This window comes from Streptomyces sp. JLBG701, assembly GCF_058544905.1.
On the sequence record NZ_CM178588.1, the window covers coordinates 2614459 to 2629577 of the forward strand.

Below are 15119 nucleotides of genomic sequence, written 5' to 3' on the forward strand. Positions count from 1 at the left end.
GTCACAGGCTCACGACACGCGTTTCGCCTCAAGTCCGTCACACGTATGAGCGGTTCCGTACGCCTTACGCAGGTATTCGAACTCAATTCCCGCGTGTCGCGACGGCCCGTTGAATAGCCCGGCCGAAAGTGCTGGGAGAACCGTGCCCGGAGGCGGGCGGAGTCCTATTTCATTCCGATTCCAGGACATGCCACGGGAGCTGACACCGCATAAGAGATTCACGGTTCCGGCACACATCCCCCGTACGCCCCCTGTCGGAGCCCACGGCGGCGCGAGCATCATGGCGTGAGCTCGCGGCCGTGCGCGGCGCGGGCTTCAGCGGACCCGGGGCGCGACGAGGCGAAGGGGCGAGCGAGCGATGGGGACCGAGACCGTAGAGGCGACGGCGCAACCCGTGCGGGCCAGGCCGCGCGGCGAGGTGATCGTCGACTGGCTCACCACGACCGACCACAAGAAGATCGGGCATCTGTACCTGATCACGTCGTTCGCGTTCTTCCTGATCGCCGGTGTGATGGCGATGCTGATGCGCGCCGAACTCGCCAGGCCCGGACTACAGCTGATCGACAACACGCAGTACAACCAGCTGTTCACCCTGCACGGCACGATCATGCTGCTGCTGTTCGCGACCCCGACCTTCGCGGGCTTCGCCAACGAGCTCATGCCGCTGCAGATCGGCTCGCCGGACGTGGCCTTCCCGCGGCTGAACATGTTCTCGTACTGGCTGTTCCTGTTCGGCGGGCTGATCGTGCTGGGCTCGCTGCTGGTGCCGAGCGGGCCCGCCGACTTCGGCTGGTTCGCCTACGCGCCGCTCAACAGCGCCGAGCGCTCCCCCGGCATCGGCGCCGACCTGTGGATCATGGGCCTCGCGCTGGCCGGCTTCGGCACGATCCTCGGCGCGGTCAACTTCCTCACCACGATCATCGGGATGCGCGCGCCCGGCATGACGATGTTCCGGATGCCGATCTTCGTGTGGAACACGCTGTTCACGTCGATCCTGATCCTGATGGCGTTCCCGGTGCTGGCCGCCGCACTGCTCTGTCTGGAGGCCGACCGGCGGTTCGGCTCGCACGTCTTCGACGCGACCAACGGCGGGGCGCTGCTGTGGCAGCACCTGTTCTGGTTCTTCGGGCATCCCGAGGTGTACATCATCGCCCTGCCGTTCTTCGGGATCGTCTCGGAGATCATCCCGGTCTTCAGCCGGAAGCCGATCTTCGGCTATCTGACGCTGGTCGGCGCGACGATGGCGATCACCGGTCTGTCGGTGGTCGTGTGGGCCCACCACATGTTCGCGACGGGCGCGGTGCTGCTGCCGTACTTCTCCTTCATGTCGTTCCTGATCGCGGTGCCGACGGGGGTGAAGTTCTTCAACTGGACGGGCACGATGCTGAAGGGCTCGCTGTCCTTCGAGACGCCCATGCTGTGGGCGGTGGGCTTCCTCGTGTCGTTCCTGTTCGGCGGGCTGACCGGGGTGATCCTGGCGTCGCCGCCGATGGACTTCCATGTCACCGACTCGTACTTCGTGGTCGCGCACTTCCACTACGTCGTGTTCGGCACCGTCGTCTTCGCGACCTTCGGCGGCTTCTACTTCTGGTGGCCGAAGTTCACCGGCAAGATGCTCGACGAACGGCTCGGCAAGATCCAGTTCTGGACGCTGTTCGTGGGCTTCCACACCACGTTCCTGGTGCAGCACTGGCTGGGCGCGGAGGGCATGCCCCGCCGGTACGCGGACTATCTGGCCGCCGACGGCTTCACCGCGCTCAACACGCTTTCGACGATCGGCGCGTTCCTGCTCGGCATGTCGACGCTGCCGTTCCTCTACAACGTCTGGAAGACGGCCAAGTACGGCAAGAAGGTCGACGTCGACGACCCCTGGGGCTTCGGCCGCTCACTGGAGTGGGCGACCACGTGTCCGCCGCCGCGGCACAACTTCCTCACGCTGCCCCGGATCCGCTCCGAGTCCCCGGCGTTCGACCTGCACCATCCCGAGATCGCGGCGCTCTCCGCGGCGCCCTCTCCAGGGCACGCGACAGCCGGTCCCGAGCCGTCCTGATCGCCTCGACGAGCCCGTCCGGCTCCAGCACCTCGAACTCGAAGCCCGTCAGCATCACGTGAATGACCATCACGTCGAGGCTCGCGGCCCCGGTGCGCAGAATGCAGGCGTCCGGCCCGTCGGGCTCCAGCGTCCCGGCGGAGGGCGAGATCCGCTCCGCGGCCTCCTCCACGGGCACCAGCAGCCGGACGGCCGCGTGGGAGGCGTACGCGCGCGTGGAGACGCCTCGGGAGACGTAGGCGGCGAGATCCTCGGCGGGCGCCTCACGCGGGGTGAAGCGCGGGCCGTGCGGGGGCCTGGGCGTGATGCGGTCGACGCGGAAGGTGCGCCAGTCGGCCCGATCGAGATCCCAGGCGACCAGATACCAGCGGTGCTCGGTGCACACCAGGCGGTGCGGCTCGACCGTGCGGCGGGTCTCACTTCCGTCGTGCCCCCGGTACTCGAAGCGGAGCCGCTCCGCGTCCCGGCACAGGTGGGCGAGTTCGGTCAGCACGGCCGGGTCGACCGCTGAGGGCTGGGGGCCGCGCAGCATCGGCACGGTGAAGGCGTTGAGGGCGCCCACGCGTCGGCGCAGCCGGCTCGGCAGGACCTGTTCGAGCTTGGCGAGGGCGCGTACGGAGGTCTCGCCGATGCCCTCGATGCCCTGCCCGGCGGCCGTGCGCAGCCCGACGGCGACGGCGACCGCCTCGTCGTCGTCAAGCAGCAGCGGCGGCAGCTCGGCCCCCGCGCCGAGCTGATAGCCGCCGCCCGTGCCCGGGCTGGCGTTGACCGGGTAGCCCAGCTCGCGCAGCCGGTCCACGTCTCGGCGCACCGTGCGCGGCGTGACGCCGAGGCGCTCGGCCAGGTCGGCCCCGGACCATTCGCGGTGGGCCTGGAGGAGCGAGAGCAGGCGCAGCAGTCTTGCCGAGGTCTCCAGCATGGGACCGAGTCTGCCAGGGCTTGCGGACAGCGGCTGTCCGCAAGCCCTTCCAGGATCACGGTTCGTAGGACAGCTGCGGCACGTCGAAGCAGGTGCTGTTCATGTCGCCCTGCGAGACCCACCCCTTGCCGTCCTCCCATCGGGCCACCGACAGGCACGTCCTGCGGGTCTCCGGCGGCTCGGCCAGCCGCTCGAACCGGACGGGAACCAGGAGACCGTCGGCGGTGTAGTTCTCGCTGCGGTTCATGAAGTCGTCGATGCACGCGCGCGTGATGCCGGTGTCCGCACAGGACTTCGCCGCGTCCGTGAACCACATCGCGGCCGCCCAGCCCTCCAGCTGCCACTGGGAATGCGTCTGCAGACCCTTGGTCGCGTCCCGGAACTCCCGTACGGCGTCCTGCCCGGTGTCCTCGTAGTTGCGGCTCGACCCGGTCGCCCACAGGGCATTGCGGCAACGCGGGGAGTCCTTGTAGTCCTCGGGGACTGTCGACGTCCAGTTCTGTACGTTCGTCACCTTGGCGATGACATCGGCGCCCACGTCGTCCATCGCCTCGCACAGCTGGGCGTTGCCATGGGTGTCGACGGCGTCGAAGACAAGATCCACGCCCTGTTCCTTCAGGTCGGCGGCCACGGCACGGAAGTTGGGCAGGGCGAAGTCGACCTGTTCGGTGACGACCTTGTAGCCCTCGGCCTTCAGACCCTGTTCGACGAGCCGCGCGTAGGCGGCGGACGCGGACTGGTTGTACGACACGACCGCGGCCGTACGGGCGCCCTGCTCGCGCTTGAAGTAGCGGTAGACCTCGGTTCCGCCGTACAGCCGCCCGTCCCAGCCCGGCGTGCCGTCGCGGGGCGCCAGGCTGCCGTAGATGCCGTACAGGTGCGGCCAGGTGTCGTAGGCGGCCCCGATGGGCTGGCCGCCGATGTCGGGCACGCGCGCGTGGGAGACGCGGGAGGCTCCCGCGTAGTCGAGCGCGGTGGTGGCGACCAGGGCGACCACCTTGTCCTCGTCGATCAGCCGGTGAACGCATTCGTTGTTGCCGACGCCGCTGCCGCCGTCGTCGCACAGCCGCACCTCGACCGGGCGGCCGTCGATGCCCCCGCGCGCGTTGAGCCGGTCGAACCAGGCCTTGGCGCCGTCGCGCGGGCCGGTGAAGGCGTTGCCCCCGACGGGGCTGGTGGCGCTGGTGATGATGCCGACACGGATCGGCGTATCGCTGCTCTGTGCGGGCGCGGACGTGCGGCCGCCGTGCTCGAAGTCGCTCTCGGGCAGGCGGCTGCCGCAGGCCGTGGCCGCGAGGAGCAGCAGCAGCGCGGCGGCGGCCTCAGCAGCCCGGCGCGGCCGACGTGGACGCATCGCCGCTCAACTGGACCAGCGCGCAGAGAGTGGTGACGGAGACCTTCCACGTGCCGTCCTGCTCGACCGCCGTTCCCGAGGCGTCGGGCAGGGCGGTGGCACCGTTCAGGAGCAGCGTGTACGTCACGGTCGCGTCGGTCGGCGAGGTGAACTCGACCTTGGTGACCTGCGCCTCCACCTGCCCGCCCCGCTCGTCACCGCTGAAGGCGTTCATGAGGGCGGTGAGCTTGTCACCGTCCTCCAGGACCGCCTGCTTCTCCTTCATGGAGGTGCCGGGGTCGAAGAACTTCTCCCAGTTCTCCGTGACCTGCTTCTCGGCGGCCGCCGGGTCGGCGGGCCCGGTCGCGGAGGGGCTGGCCGGCTCGCTCGTCGTCTGTTCGACGGAAGGAGTGGGGGGCGTGCTCTCGCTGCCGCCGCTGTCGTCGCTGCACGCCGCGAGGGCCGGGGCGAGGAACAGGAGCAGGGCGGCCACCAGCGCCGTACCCCGTCCTGCGGCCCCTGGGCCGCGCCTCCGCCGTGCGTTCCCCCGCCTGAGGTCGCTCCCGAGAACCATCTGGCTCACCACCGGGTGTCGGTCCGGGCCATGTGCGCCCGGTGCTTTCAGGGTCAGCTTCCAGAAGGCATAGTGCAAGCGATCGGCTGACATGGACAGACACATGACGCGTGTGGGAGCCAGAGATGCGGACAGGACGACTGCGAACCGTGCACCCCGTCCTGTGGGCCGGCTGGGCCGCGCTCGCCGCGGGCGCGGTGCTGTGTGTCATCGGCTGGTACGGCATTTCCGGGGAGCGGTTCGCCGAGCGGCAGCTGCCCTATCTGGCGTCCTGCACGGTCCCCGGCGCCGCGCTGATCGTCGCGGGCGCCGTGCTTCTCACGCACGGGCGGGGCGCGCTCGCCGCCGCGCGCGTGGAGGAGCTGTACGGCCTTCTGGTGGCCGCGGAGACCGCTGACGTGGACGAGTCGGAGCAGGTGGCCGCCGTGCCGCTGGCGGTCAGCGGGGACCTGCTGATGGTGCCGGGCGGCACGCTGTGGCACCGCGCGGACTGCCCGCTGGTCGCCGGCAAGGTGGAGGCGGTGCCGGTGGACTCCAAGCTGGTGGCGAGCGGCGAGCTGGGCCCGTGCCCGATCTGCGAGCCCGCCGAAGCGGACGACTGATGTCCTCCCTGACCTACGACCTCACCCTGGCCGGCCTGTCGGTCGGCAGCGCCGCCGCGCTCACCGGCATCGGCCTGATCGTGACGTACCGCGCGACCGGCGTCCTCAACTTCGCGCACGGCGCGATCGCGATGGTCTGCGCGTATGTGCTGCGGCAGTGCGTGGTCGATTGGGGCTGGCCGCTGTGGCTGGGGGCGACGCTGACGCTGCTCGTGCTCGCGCCGGGCATCGGGATGGTGCTGGAACGCTTCGTCTTCCGTCCGCTGTCGGTCCTCGGCGGCGACCCGGCGCAGACGCTGGTGGCGTCCATCGGGGTGTTCGTGCTGCTGGTGGGCGGGGCCGCGCTGGTGTGGGGGCAGGGGGCGCGGGACGACGCGCCGGAGCTGGTGTCGGCCGATCCGTGGGGGCAGTTGGCGGTCGTGCTGGTGCTGGCCGTGGGTGTCGGGTCGGTGATCCGCTGGACGCGCTTCGGGCGGGAGCTGCGGGCCGTGGTGGACGATCGCCGGCTCGCGGTCCTCGGCGGGATCGACGCGGACCGGGTGGCCGCGGCGGGCTGGGCGTTCGGCTCGTTCACGGCGGGCCTGACGGGCGTGCTGCTGGCTCCGTACGTCCGTCTGGACCCGTACGGCATGCCGCTGCTGGTGATGGAGGTGGTCGCGGTCGCGGTGGCCGCGCGGATGCGGAGCCTGCCGGTCGCTGTGGTGGTGGCGCTGGGGATCGGCGTCGCGCAGAGCCAGTTGACGCGGCTGCATCCGTCGGGCTGGGGCGAACCGTTGCTGCAGGCGGTCGGCGCGAACCTGTTCGTCGTGGCCCTGCTGATCGCCGCCCTCGCGCTGCCCCGGATCGGCACGCGCGACGCCCTGCCGCGCACGGCCACCGCGCGCGTGCCGACTCCACCGGGCGCCTGGATCGTGGCCCTGGTGCTGTTCCTGCTGCCCCTGGGCTTCGCGGGCTCGGACCTGCATACGTCGGTGCAGGTGCCGGCGCTGGGCGTGGTGCTGCTCTCCCTGGTGGTCGTGACCGGCCGCGGCGGCCAGATCTCCCTTGGGCAGGCGGCGTACGCGGGCCTGGGCGCCCTGTTCACGGCCCTGCTCGCGGCGGGCCGCTTTCCGGGCCTGCCCCGCCTCCCGGAACTGGCGGCGCTGGCCCTCGCGGTCGTCCTGGTCGCTCCCCTGGGCCTCCTGACGGGCTGGCCGGCGATCAGCCGCCGAGGCCTGGCCCTGGCCCTCGCGACCTTCGCGGTCGGCGTCGGGGTGAGCCGCTTCGTCTTCGCCCAGCCGTACGCCACGTCCGGCCTGTCGCTCGACCGCCCCGCCGGCTTCGACGGGGACCGCGCGTACTACGTCCTGGAGTTGACCCTCCTGGCCGCCGCCCTGCTGGCGACCCACGCACTGCGCAGGGGCCGCACGGGCAGAGCCCTCGCCGCGATGCGGGACCACGAGTCGGGCGCGTCGGCGGCCGGCGTCCAGGTCCCCTCCCTCAAACTCCTGGCCTTCGTCTCGGGCGCCGCCCTGGCCGCCCTGGGAGGCGGCATGCTCGCCATGGGCCTACGCGCCTTCGACCCCGGCGCCTACGACCCCGTACGCAGCCTCCTCTGGTTCGCCGCGGTGGTGGTCCTGGGCGCCGACAGCACCCTGGGCGCGCTGGCGGCCGCGGCGCTTCTGGTCGGCTTGGACGCGGGCGCCCGGGGCGGGGTGGCGGCGGCGCTGATCGGGGTGCTGGCGGTGTGCGTGGGCCGCTTTCCCGGGGGACCGTACGAGGCTCTGCGGACGGCGGCGGGCCGGTTGCGACTGCGCAGGAGGGCGACGCTGACGGCGGTGGGGGCGAGGGCACGGAGGCGACTACGACCGACGGAGCAGCGGGCCGCAGCCGCCGACGGCGCTCAGCTCCCACAGGGGCCACTCGCACCCGACAACGAAAGCAGCACGGATGGTGCGGGTGGGAAACCAAACCCGGCCGAAGGCCGGGTGCCCCACAACGCACCCGCGCCCACCCTCACCGCCCGCCACCTCCACGCCCGCTACGGCAACTTCACCGCCCTCGACGGCGTCGACCTCGATGTCCCGCCAGGCCAGGTGACCGCGGTCGTCGGGCCCAACGGGGCCGGGAAGAGCACCCTGTTCCACTGTCTGGCCGGGACGTTGCGGCCCTCGGGCGGGCAGGTCCGGTTCGGGGGGCGGGACATCACGCGGCTCGCCGCGCATGCCCGTACCCGGATCGGGATCGCGCGGACCTTCCAACAGCTGGCCGTCTTCCCGTCGTTGACCGTTGCCGACAACGTGCGGGTGGGCGCCGAGCAGGGGCGGGTCGTCGATCCGGGTGCCGTGGAGCGGGCGCTGAGGCTGCTCGGGCTGGACGGGCCCGTCCGCGGGCTGCCCGCCGCCGGACTGCCCACCGGAACCCTGCGCCGCGTCGAGCTCGCCCGAGCCCTCGCGGGCAGCCCGCGCGTGCTGCTGCTCGACGAACCCGCCGCCGGCCTGGATACCGCCGAAGTCGCCGCCCTCACCCGGGTTCTGAAGGCCCTCGCCGCCGACGGCACCGCCCTCCTCGTCGTCGAGCACGATCTCGACCTGGTCGCCGACCTCGCGGACGTCGTGCACGTCATGACGGCGGGCCGCATCGTCGCCTCCGGCCCGCCCGACCGCGTACTGGAAACCCTCGAAACGGCCGGCCGATGACCATCGCCCTGCGCCACGCGCGCGTGCGCTACGGCCCGTTGGAGGCCCTGCACGGCATCACCCTCGCCGCCCCCGGCCCCGGCCTCACCGTCCTGCTGGGCCGCAACGGATCCGGCCGTACGACGGCCCTGCGCGCCCTCGCCGGTACCGTGCCCCTGTCCGGCGGCGCCGTGGTGTGGGACGGCGCCGACGTGACCCGTATGCCCGCCTACGAGCGCGCCCGGCGCGGACTGTGCCTGATCCCCGAACGGCAGGCCGTGTTCGGCTCCCTGACCGTCCGCGAGAACCTCGAACTGGCCGCCCCCGCCTACGACTCCGCCCTGGACGCCTACCCGCAGCTAGGGCCCCTGCTCCCCCGCCGCGCCGGCACCCTCTCGGGCGGCGAGCAGCGCATGCTCGCCCTCTCCCGCGCCCTGCTGGCACGCGCACGCGTGGTGCTCGTCGACGAACCCGCGCAGGGCATGTCCCCCACGGTCGCGGCCCACACGTACGAGCTGCTGAGCGGGCTCCACGCGTGCGTGGTCGTGGCCGAGCAGCGGCTGCCGCCCGTGCTGCACGGCCGGGCGGCCCTGGTGTACGAACTGCAGCGCGGGGCGGTCGTGTTCAGCGGAGAGGCGGGCGAACTGGAACACCGGGCAGGAGCGGACGGGCCAGGGGCGGGCCGAACACGGCCGGGGCCTGTGCCGCCTCTGCCGCCCGGGTCGAGCCCTTCGGGATGAGCAGCAGGGTTCCCACGTTCAGTCGGTCCGGGTGGGGGCCCACCATGTCCTTGTTGGCCTTGTAGAGCGCCTGCCAGCCGCCCTTGACGCCGTACTTGCGGGCGACGGACGAGAGCGTGTCCCCGGACTTCACCGTGTGCATACGACCCTTGAGCCCGTACCTCTTGGAACAGACGGGCCAGGCCTCCCACCCCTGCGCCGCCAGCACCTCCCGCGCGACCGCGATCTGCTGCTCCCTGGTGGCGAGATCCGCGCGCGGGGCGTACGTCAGCCCGCCGAACTCCTTCCAGGTGGGCTGCCAGAACTGCAGCCCCCCGTAGAAGCCGTTCCCGGTGTTGGTGTCCCAGCGCCCGCTGCTCTCGCACTCGGCGACACAGTCCCAGGGCCACTGTTCCTCTGCGCAGTCGTAGGAGACGAGCGTTCCCTGCGGTCCGGGGGCCGGCGGTGGCGGTGCCGCGTGTGCCGCGGTGGGGGCGAGGACGGCGAACAGGGCGGCAGCGGCGACGGCGTACGTGATCGGCTTGGGGAGCATCGGCCCACGCTAAGCAGCGCGCCCCGTACGTCCGTTGAGCCTCGCCGGTGCGGCCGGGGCAGGGGGCCGGCTCAGAGATCGAGCTGCTGCCCGGGCACGATCAGGTCGGGATCAGCGCCGATGACGGCCTTGTTGGCGGCGTAGATCTTCTGCCAGGTGGTCCCGTGCTCGGCGGCGATGCCGCTCAGCGTGTCGCCCTTGCGGACGGTGTAGTCGCCGCGGGTCGTACCGCGGGTCGTGTGTCCTGTCGAACGTGCCGGCTCCTTCGACGGCTTCGACGGGGCTGCCTTCGTGGTGGCGCCGCCGGTGGCGGGAGCCGCGGGTGCGCTCCCGTACGCTCCGGCGCGCGCCGAACAGGTCGGCCACGCGCCCCACCCCTGTGCGCGCTGGACCTTGGTGGCGACGGCGATCTGCTGCTCCCTGGTGGCGTTGTCGGCGGTCGCCGCGTAGGCCGTACCGCCGTACGCGCGCCAGGTGCCGGCGGAGAACTGGAGTCCTCCGTAGTAGCCGTTGCCGGTGTTGATGTGCCAGTTGCCGCCGCTCTCGCACTGGGCGATGCGGTCCCACACTCCGCCGTCCGCCGCCGCGGCGTTGCCGGTCGCGGCCAGCAGTCCGAGGGGGGCGAGCAGTGCCGCCCCGGCGAGGACCGCCGTCGTACGTGTCTTACGGGCGTTGTCGCGCGTGGTGTGGGTGCTTGTATGGGCACAGTCGGACATGGAAATCCCTCTCCACGGACCCGGGGTCCCCCAAGACGGGGCGCACTTCCCGCGTTTGGCCGCGGTGGGCGCGCTCCGTCCCGTCCGCCGGAGGCTGTGCGGTGAGCTGGCTTGGTGCGGCCGGCGGACGTACCCGAGCGGTGCTCGTTGCACACGGCCGAGGAATGTACGGAGGCTGACGGGGCGATATCAACCAACTTCTTGTCATTCCAGGCCAGTTCGCTGTTACCCTGGGTATCGGCGATTTTCAGCCACCCACTTCATTCGCTGATTTCATGATTTGTCGACCAGCCGCCCTGGCGATCTGTGACCCACTTCACCGGTCCAACTTCCTTGGGTTTCCAAGCAGTTGACATGGAGTGCCCGATTCCGTACTCGGCGTGACACTGTGCGGTGGATGGTTCGATTCCGTTCGCCTTGGAGCGTGACCCCCGCCACAGATCGTCCGTTGTCTTCTTCATGAGCCCGGGACCCACCGGGCACCGCATTCCGAGGGAGCCACCCGTGCCGCGCATGCTCGACGTCAGCGACGACGTACGCGCCGAGATCGGCGACGAAGAAGCCGACCGGCTGCTCGCCGGAGAGAACGCCCCGGGCAGTTACGACTGCACGTCCTGCCGCACCCAGGGCGACTCCGAACAGGAGCGCACCAGCACCGTCCTGTTCATCGGCGACGAGACGGCCGTCCTCGCCTTCGCCCACGCCAGCTGCCTGCCGTCGCAGGTCGTCCAGGTCACCGAGGAGCAGCTGCGGGGAGCGGTCCGCTCCATCAGCGGCGACACCGTCGACCTGGAGCCGGAGAAGATCGTGCCCCAGCAGGCCGTGCTCGGTGTCACCAGCGGACTCGTGCTGATCGCCGGGGAGTTGCACCCGGCCCTCGTCGTCGAGCCGACCGGACCCATCGTGCGACCCGGCTCGACCGACCTGGGCGACGACTTCCTGCCGTTGCTCATCGAGCAGGGGTTCATGCCGCTCCCCGAGATCTCCGCCGTGCCGCCGGTGCTGCACGGCTGGTCGGTGCTGCTCGCCATGGGCCAGCTGCATGCCGTGCTCCAGCCCGGCACCAACGGGGGTACGCCGGTTGCCTGGTGGCAGGCGCATCAGCCGCTGCAGGTCACGGAGAGCTGGCGGGCGGCTGCCAACAAGCATCAGCAGGTGCTGCTGTTCGCGGCGCCGGTCGGGTCGATCGGGCGTCAGCCTCGGGAGGATCTGCTGCGGGGGGCGTTGGACAAGGCTGCGGCGAACGGCAAGTTGGTTGCCAGTGCGCTGCCGCTTGCCGGGACGTGAGCGCGATTGGCGGGTTGTTCGCGCCCCCAATAGTCCGGTGACCTGCCTGAATCAGCTTCTTGGCCGCATCTCTTGCCTGTTGGGGTCGTTTGGACATACGTGCACGCAAACGACGTTCCCCGCCGCCAGTCCTACCAGCCGATCCCGTCCGCGCGGTCGGCTCAGGACTCCCAGAGCGGATCATCGGCCACGCCGATCTACGACAGGCTCTATGCCGAGTGGGTCAAGACCTTTCGTTCGCTGCCGGGTGACCGCAGCGGCGAGGAGGAGCTGGGCTTCACCGCCTTCGGGAACGGCCCGCACAGCGGGGAGTCGTACGGCGGCGGGCACCGTTCGGGCTCGTTCAGCAGCTCGTACAGTGCCTACAGTGCGGGCGCGTACAGCGCGCGGCAGGGCGGCGGGCAGCAGCAGTCCCAGTGGCAGCGTGTGGGACAGCTCGGGCACGGCACCGGCATGCACCACATCCCGGCGGCACTGCCGCCCGGACCACGCCGAGGTCTGTGAAAAACGGACGCGTGACGGATGGACGTACGACGGAAGGGCGGCCCCTCAACAGGGGCCGCCCTTCCGCTACTTCCCGAAGCCGCTACTTCTTCTTCGCGCCGCGCTTCTCGCGCACCCGCACCGAGATGTGGATCGGGGTGCCCTCGAAGCTGAACTCCTCGCGCAGGCGGCGCTCGATGAAGCGGCGGTAGCCCGCCTCGATGAAGCCGGAGGCGAAGAGCACGAAGCGGGGCGGCTTGGTGCCGGCCTGGGTGCCGAAGAGGATGCGGGGCTGCTTGCCGCCGCGGATCGGGTGCGGGTGGGCGGCGACCAGCTCGCCGAGGAAGGCGTTCAGCCGGCCGGTCGGGACCCGGGTCTCCCAGCCCGCGAGGGCCGTCTCGATCGCCGGGACCAGCTTCTCCATGTGCCGCCCGGTCTGCGCCGAGACATTGACCCGCGGCGCCCAGGCGACCTGGCCGAGCTCGGTCTCGATCTCCCGCTCCAGGTAGTAGCGGCGCTCCTCGTCGAGGGTGTCCCACTTGTTGTACGCGAGGACGATCGCACGGCCCGCCTCGACGGCCATGGTGACGATGCGCTGGTCCTGGATGGAGATGTTCTCGGAGGCGTCGATGAGGATGACCGCGACCTCCGCCTTCTCCACGGCGGCGGCCGTACGCAGCGAGGCGTAGTAGTCGGCGCCCTGCTGGAGGTGGACGCGCTTGCGGATGCCCGCCGTGTCGACGAACTTCCAGGTGATGCCGCCGAGTTCGATCAGCTCGTCGACCGGGTCACGGGTGGTGCCGGCCATCTCGTTGACGACGACACGCTCCTCGCCGGCCACCTTGTTCAGCAGCGAGGACTTACCGACGTTGGGGCGGCCGATCAGGGCGATGCGGCGCGGGCCGCCGACCGCGGTGCCGAAGGTCTGCGCGGGTGCCTCCGGCAGCGCCTCCAGGACGGCGTCCAGCATGTCGCCGGTGCCGCGGCCATGCAGGGCGGAGACGGGGTGCGGCTCGCCGAGGCCCAGCGCCCACAGGTAGGCGGCGTCCGACTCGCCGCTCATCCCGTCGACCTTGTTGGCGGCCAGGATGACGGGCTTGCCGGCCTTGCGCAGCAGTCGTACAACCGCCTCGTCGGTGTCGGTCGCGCCGACCTTGGCGTCCACGACGAAGACGACCGCGTCGGCGGCCTCGATCGCGTACTCGGCCTGCGCGGCGACGGAGGCGTCGATGCCGAGGACGTCCTGCTCCCAGCCGCCGGTGTCGACGACCTTGAAGCGGCGGCCCGCCCACTCGGCCTCGTAGGTGACGCGGTCGCGGGTGACGCCCGGCTTGTCCTCTACGACGGCCTCGCGGCGGCCGATGATGCGGTTGACCAGAGTCGACTTGCCGACGTTCGGGCGGCCGACGACGGCGAGGACGGGCAGCGGCCCGTGACCGGCCTCTTCGATGGCCCCCTCGACGTCCTCGACGTCGAAGCCCTCTTCGGCGGCGAGCTCCATGAACTCCGCGTACTCGGCATCGCCAAGTGCCCCGTGCTCGTGCTCCGAGCCGTCGGGCTGGATGTGGTCGTTCATGAAGTCGGTACCTCGTAGTTCATCGTGGTGATCGGTGGAACCGCCCGGGTATCGGGCGGTCCACTACTCAAGTGTCGCCTAGCGCCCGGTGAGACGCCTGGCGTTGTCCAGGTGGGCGGCCAACTGCTTCTGGATGCGCTCGGTCGCCTCGTCCAGTGCCTTGCGCGTACGGCGGCCGGAGCCGTCGCCCGCCTCGAAGGGATCGCCGAAGACGACGTCGATGCGGGAGCGCAGCGGGGGCAGCGCCTTTATCAACCGTCCTTGCTTCTCGGAACTTCCCAGGACGGCGACCGGAACGATCGGGGCGTTGCCGCGTACGGCGAAGTACGCGAGCCCGGCCCGCAGCGAGGCGAAGTCGCCCTCGCCCCGGCTGCCCTCCGGGAAGATACCGAGGACGCCGCCGGCCTCCAGCACACCGAGCGCCCGGGTGATGGCCGTACGGTCGGCGGTCGAGCGGTCCACCTCCAGCTGGCCGGTGGCGCGCATGAAGGAGGCGACCGGGCCGACGAACGCTTCCTTCTTGACCAGGAAGTGCGACGCGCGGGGTGCCACGCCGATGACCATCGGGCCGTCGAGGTTGTGCGAGTGGTTGGCGGCGAAGATCACCGGGCCGGTCGCGGGGACCTTCCAGGCGCCCAGGACGCGCGGCTTCCACAGCCCGTACATCAGGCCGACGCCGATCCGCCGCCCGATCTCCGCGCCCCGCGCGGAGGGTGCCGTCACTTCGCTGGTCACTTCGCTGCCCGCTTCTCCTCGACGAGGGTGACGACGCACTCGATGACCTGCTGGAGCGTGAGGTCGGAGGTGTCCACCTCGACCGCGTCGTCCGCCTTCGCGAGCGGCGAGGTCTTGCGGCTGGAGTCGGCCGCGTCGCGCTTGAGCAGCGCCTCGCGGGTGCTGTTGACGTCCGCACCCTGCAGCTCACCGCTGCGCCGGGCGGCACGCGCCTCCGGGGACGCGGTCAGGAAGATCTTCAGGTCGGCGTCGGGCAGCACCGTCGTACCGATGTCACGGCCCTCGACGACGATCCCGTTCTCCGCGGAGGCCGCCAGCGAGCGCTGGAGCTCGGTGATCCGGGCCCGCACCTCGGGCACCGCGCTGACCGCGCTGACCCTGGAGGTGACCTCCTGGGTGCGGATCGGCCCGGCGACGTCGGTGCCGTCCACCGTGATGGTGGGGCCTTCCGGGTCGGTGCCGGAGACGATCTCGGGCTTGCCGGCCGCGGCGGCGATCTCGGAGGGGGCGTCGACGTCGATGCCGTTGTTCACCATCCACCAGGTGATCGCCCGGTACTGGGCGCCGGTGTCCAGGTAGCTCAGCCCGAGCTGGGCGGCCACGGCCTTGGACGTGCTCGACTTGCCCGTGCCGGAGGGGCCGTCAATCGCGACAATCACTGCCGGGGCGGTCCGGGCGGCGCCGTTTTCCACGGGGGGACACCTTCCTGGTGCGGTGTGGTGGGAGCGTGCGGGGCGTGATCGTGCCCCGCACAAGGTTACTGGGTTCGGGTCACTCGTCCGGCCGCGCGGCGACTGCGAGACACCTTTCAGCGCCGGCCCAGGTCACTTCAGCCCGTCCGGCGTTTGAGGACGAGGCCCCTTCAGGGCCGAAGCGGGGGTCTGGGGGCGCAGCCCCCAGCAACGGCCCGCACCA

14 protein-coding genes are annotated in these 15119 nt (G+C 71.2%); 6 read left to right on the top strand and 8 right to left on the bottom strand.

Features of this window, described 5'->3' with window-relative positions:
• The first annotated feature begins 358 nt into the window (after positions 1–358).
• The gene (gene ctaD, locus AC5DRG_RS11940; RefSeq protein ID WP_491810011.1) at positions 359–2050 is read left to right on the top strand and encodes an aa3-type cytochrome oxidase subunit I; all 1692 of its coding nucleotides are present in this window, start codon (positions 359–361) and stop codon (positions 2048–2050) included.
• Here ctaD and AC5DRG_RS11945 read toward each other — a convergent pair.
• The 3 genes from AC5DRG_RS11945 to AC5DRG_RS11955 are packed head-to-tail and all read right to left on the bottom strand — an operon-like array spanning position 1932 to position 4876.
• Positions 1932–2969: a helix-turn-helix transcriptional regulator gene (locus AC5DRG_RS11945; protein ID WP_491810013.1), complete on the bottom strand. Its 1038-nt coding sequence runs from the start codon at positions 2967–2969 to the stop codon at positions 1932–1934. The genes ctaD and AC5DRG_RS11945 overlap by 119 nt on opposite strands.
• Positions 2970–3024: 55 nt before the next feature.
• On the bottom strand, positions 3025–4323 hold the full coding sequence (locus AC5DRG_RS11950; protein ID WP_491810015.1) for an ABC transporter substrate-binding protein: 1299 nt from the start codon (positions 4321–4323) through the stop codon (positions 3025–3027).
• The gene (locus AC5DRG_RS11955; RefSeq protein ID WP_491810017.1) at positions 4292–4876 is read right to left on the bottom strand and encodes an MTB12 C-terminal domain-containing protein; all 585 of its coding nucleotides are present in this window, start codon (positions 4874–4876) and stop codon (positions 4292–4294) included. The genes AC5DRG_RS11950 and AC5DRG_RS11955 overlap by 32 nt, the downstream gene beginning before the upstream one ends.
• Positions 4877–5001: 125 nt before the next feature.
• Between AC5DRG_RS11955 and AC5DRG_RS11960 the strand changes: the two genes are divergently transcribed.
• Genes AC5DRG_RS11960 through AC5DRG_RS11970 form a run of 3 tightly spaced genes read left to right on the top strand, consistent with a single transcriptional unit; the run spans position 5002 to position 8875 of the window.
• On the top strand, positions 5002–5478 hold the full coding sequence (locus tag AC5DRG_RS11960; RefSeq protein WP_491810019.1) for a hypothetical protein: 477 nt from the start codon (positions 5002–5004) through the stop codon (positions 5476–5478).
• Positions 5478–8156 (top strand): ABC transporter permease subunit, encoded by a 2679-nt coding sequence (locus tag AC5DRG_RS11965; RefSeq protein WP_491810021.1) that lies wholly within the window; start codon positions 5478–5480, stop codon positions 8154–8156. Before AC5DRG_RS11960 ends, AC5DRG_RS11965 begins: the two co-directional genes overlap by 1 nt.
• The gene (locus tag AC5DRG_RS11970; RefSeq protein ID WP_491810023.1) at positions 8153–8875 is read left to right on the top strand and encodes an ATP-binding cassette domain-containing protein; all 723 of its coding nucleotides are present in this window, start codon (positions 8153–8155) and stop codon (positions 8873–8875) included. Before AC5DRG_RS11965 ends, AC5DRG_RS11970 begins: the two co-directional genes overlap by 4 nt.
• Here the strand turns inward: AC5DRG_RS11970 and AC5DRG_RS11975 are convergent.
• Together AC5DRG_RS11975 and AC5DRG_RS11980 are read right to left on the bottom strand one after the other, a co-directional pair.
• Complete coding sequence (locus AC5DRG_RS11975; protein ID WP_491810025.1) at positions 8760–9407, bottom strand: LysM peptidoglycan-binding domain-containing protein; 648 nt, start codon at positions 9405–9407, stop codon at positions 8760–8762. The two genes, AC5DRG_RS11970 and AC5DRG_RS11975, sit on opposite strands and share 116 nt — an antisense overlap.
• A gap of 71 nt (positions 9408–9478) precedes the next feature.
• Complete coding sequence (locus AC5DRG_RS11980) at positions 9479–10123, bottom strand: transglycosylase family protein (protein WP_491810027.1); 645 nt, start codon at positions 10121–10123, stop codon at positions 9479–9481.
• Between the two features lie 504 nt (positions 10124–10627).
• On the opposite strand from AC5DRG_RS11980, the gene AC5DRG_RS11985 reads away from it, so the two are divergent.
• Positions 10628–11410, top strand: a complete 783-nt coding sequence (locus AC5DRG_RS11985; RefSeq protein WP_491810029.1) for a DUF8842 C-terminal domain-containing protein — start codon at positions 10628–10630, stop codon at positions 11408–11410.
• Positions 11411–11509: 99 nt separating this feature from the next.
• Positions 11510–11914: a hypothetical protein gene (locus AC5DRG_RS11990; RefSeq protein WP_491810031.1), complete on the top strand. Its 405-nt coding sequence runs from the start codon at positions 11510–11512 to the stop codon at positions 11912–11914.
• Positions 11915–11996: 82 nt separating this feature from the next.
• Here AC5DRG_RS11990 and der read toward each other — a convergent pair whose 3' ends face one another.
• The 3 genes from der to cmk form a co-directional block, all read right to left on the bottom strand.
• Complete coding sequence (gene der / locus AC5DRG_RS11995) at positions 11997–13469, bottom strand: ribosome biogenesis GTPase Der (RefSeq protein ID WP_491810033.1); 1473 nt, start codon at positions 13467–13469, stop codon at positions 11997–11999.
• Positions 13470–13547: 78 nt separating this feature from the next.
• On the bottom strand, positions 13548–14243 hold the full coding sequence (locus tag AC5DRG_RS12000; protein ID WP_491810035.1) for a lysophospholipid acyltransferase family protein: 696 nt from the start codon (positions 14241–14243) through the stop codon (positions 13548–13550).
• The gene (gene cmk, locus AC5DRG_RS12005; protein WP_491810037.1) at positions 14201–14896 is read right to left on the bottom strand and encodes a (d)CMP kinase; all 696 of its coding nucleotides are present in this window, start codon (positions 14894–14896) and stop codon (positions 14201–14203) included. Before cmk ends, AC5DRG_RS12000 begins: the two co-directional genes overlap by 43 nt.
• Positions 14897–15119: the final 223 nt, after the last annotated feature.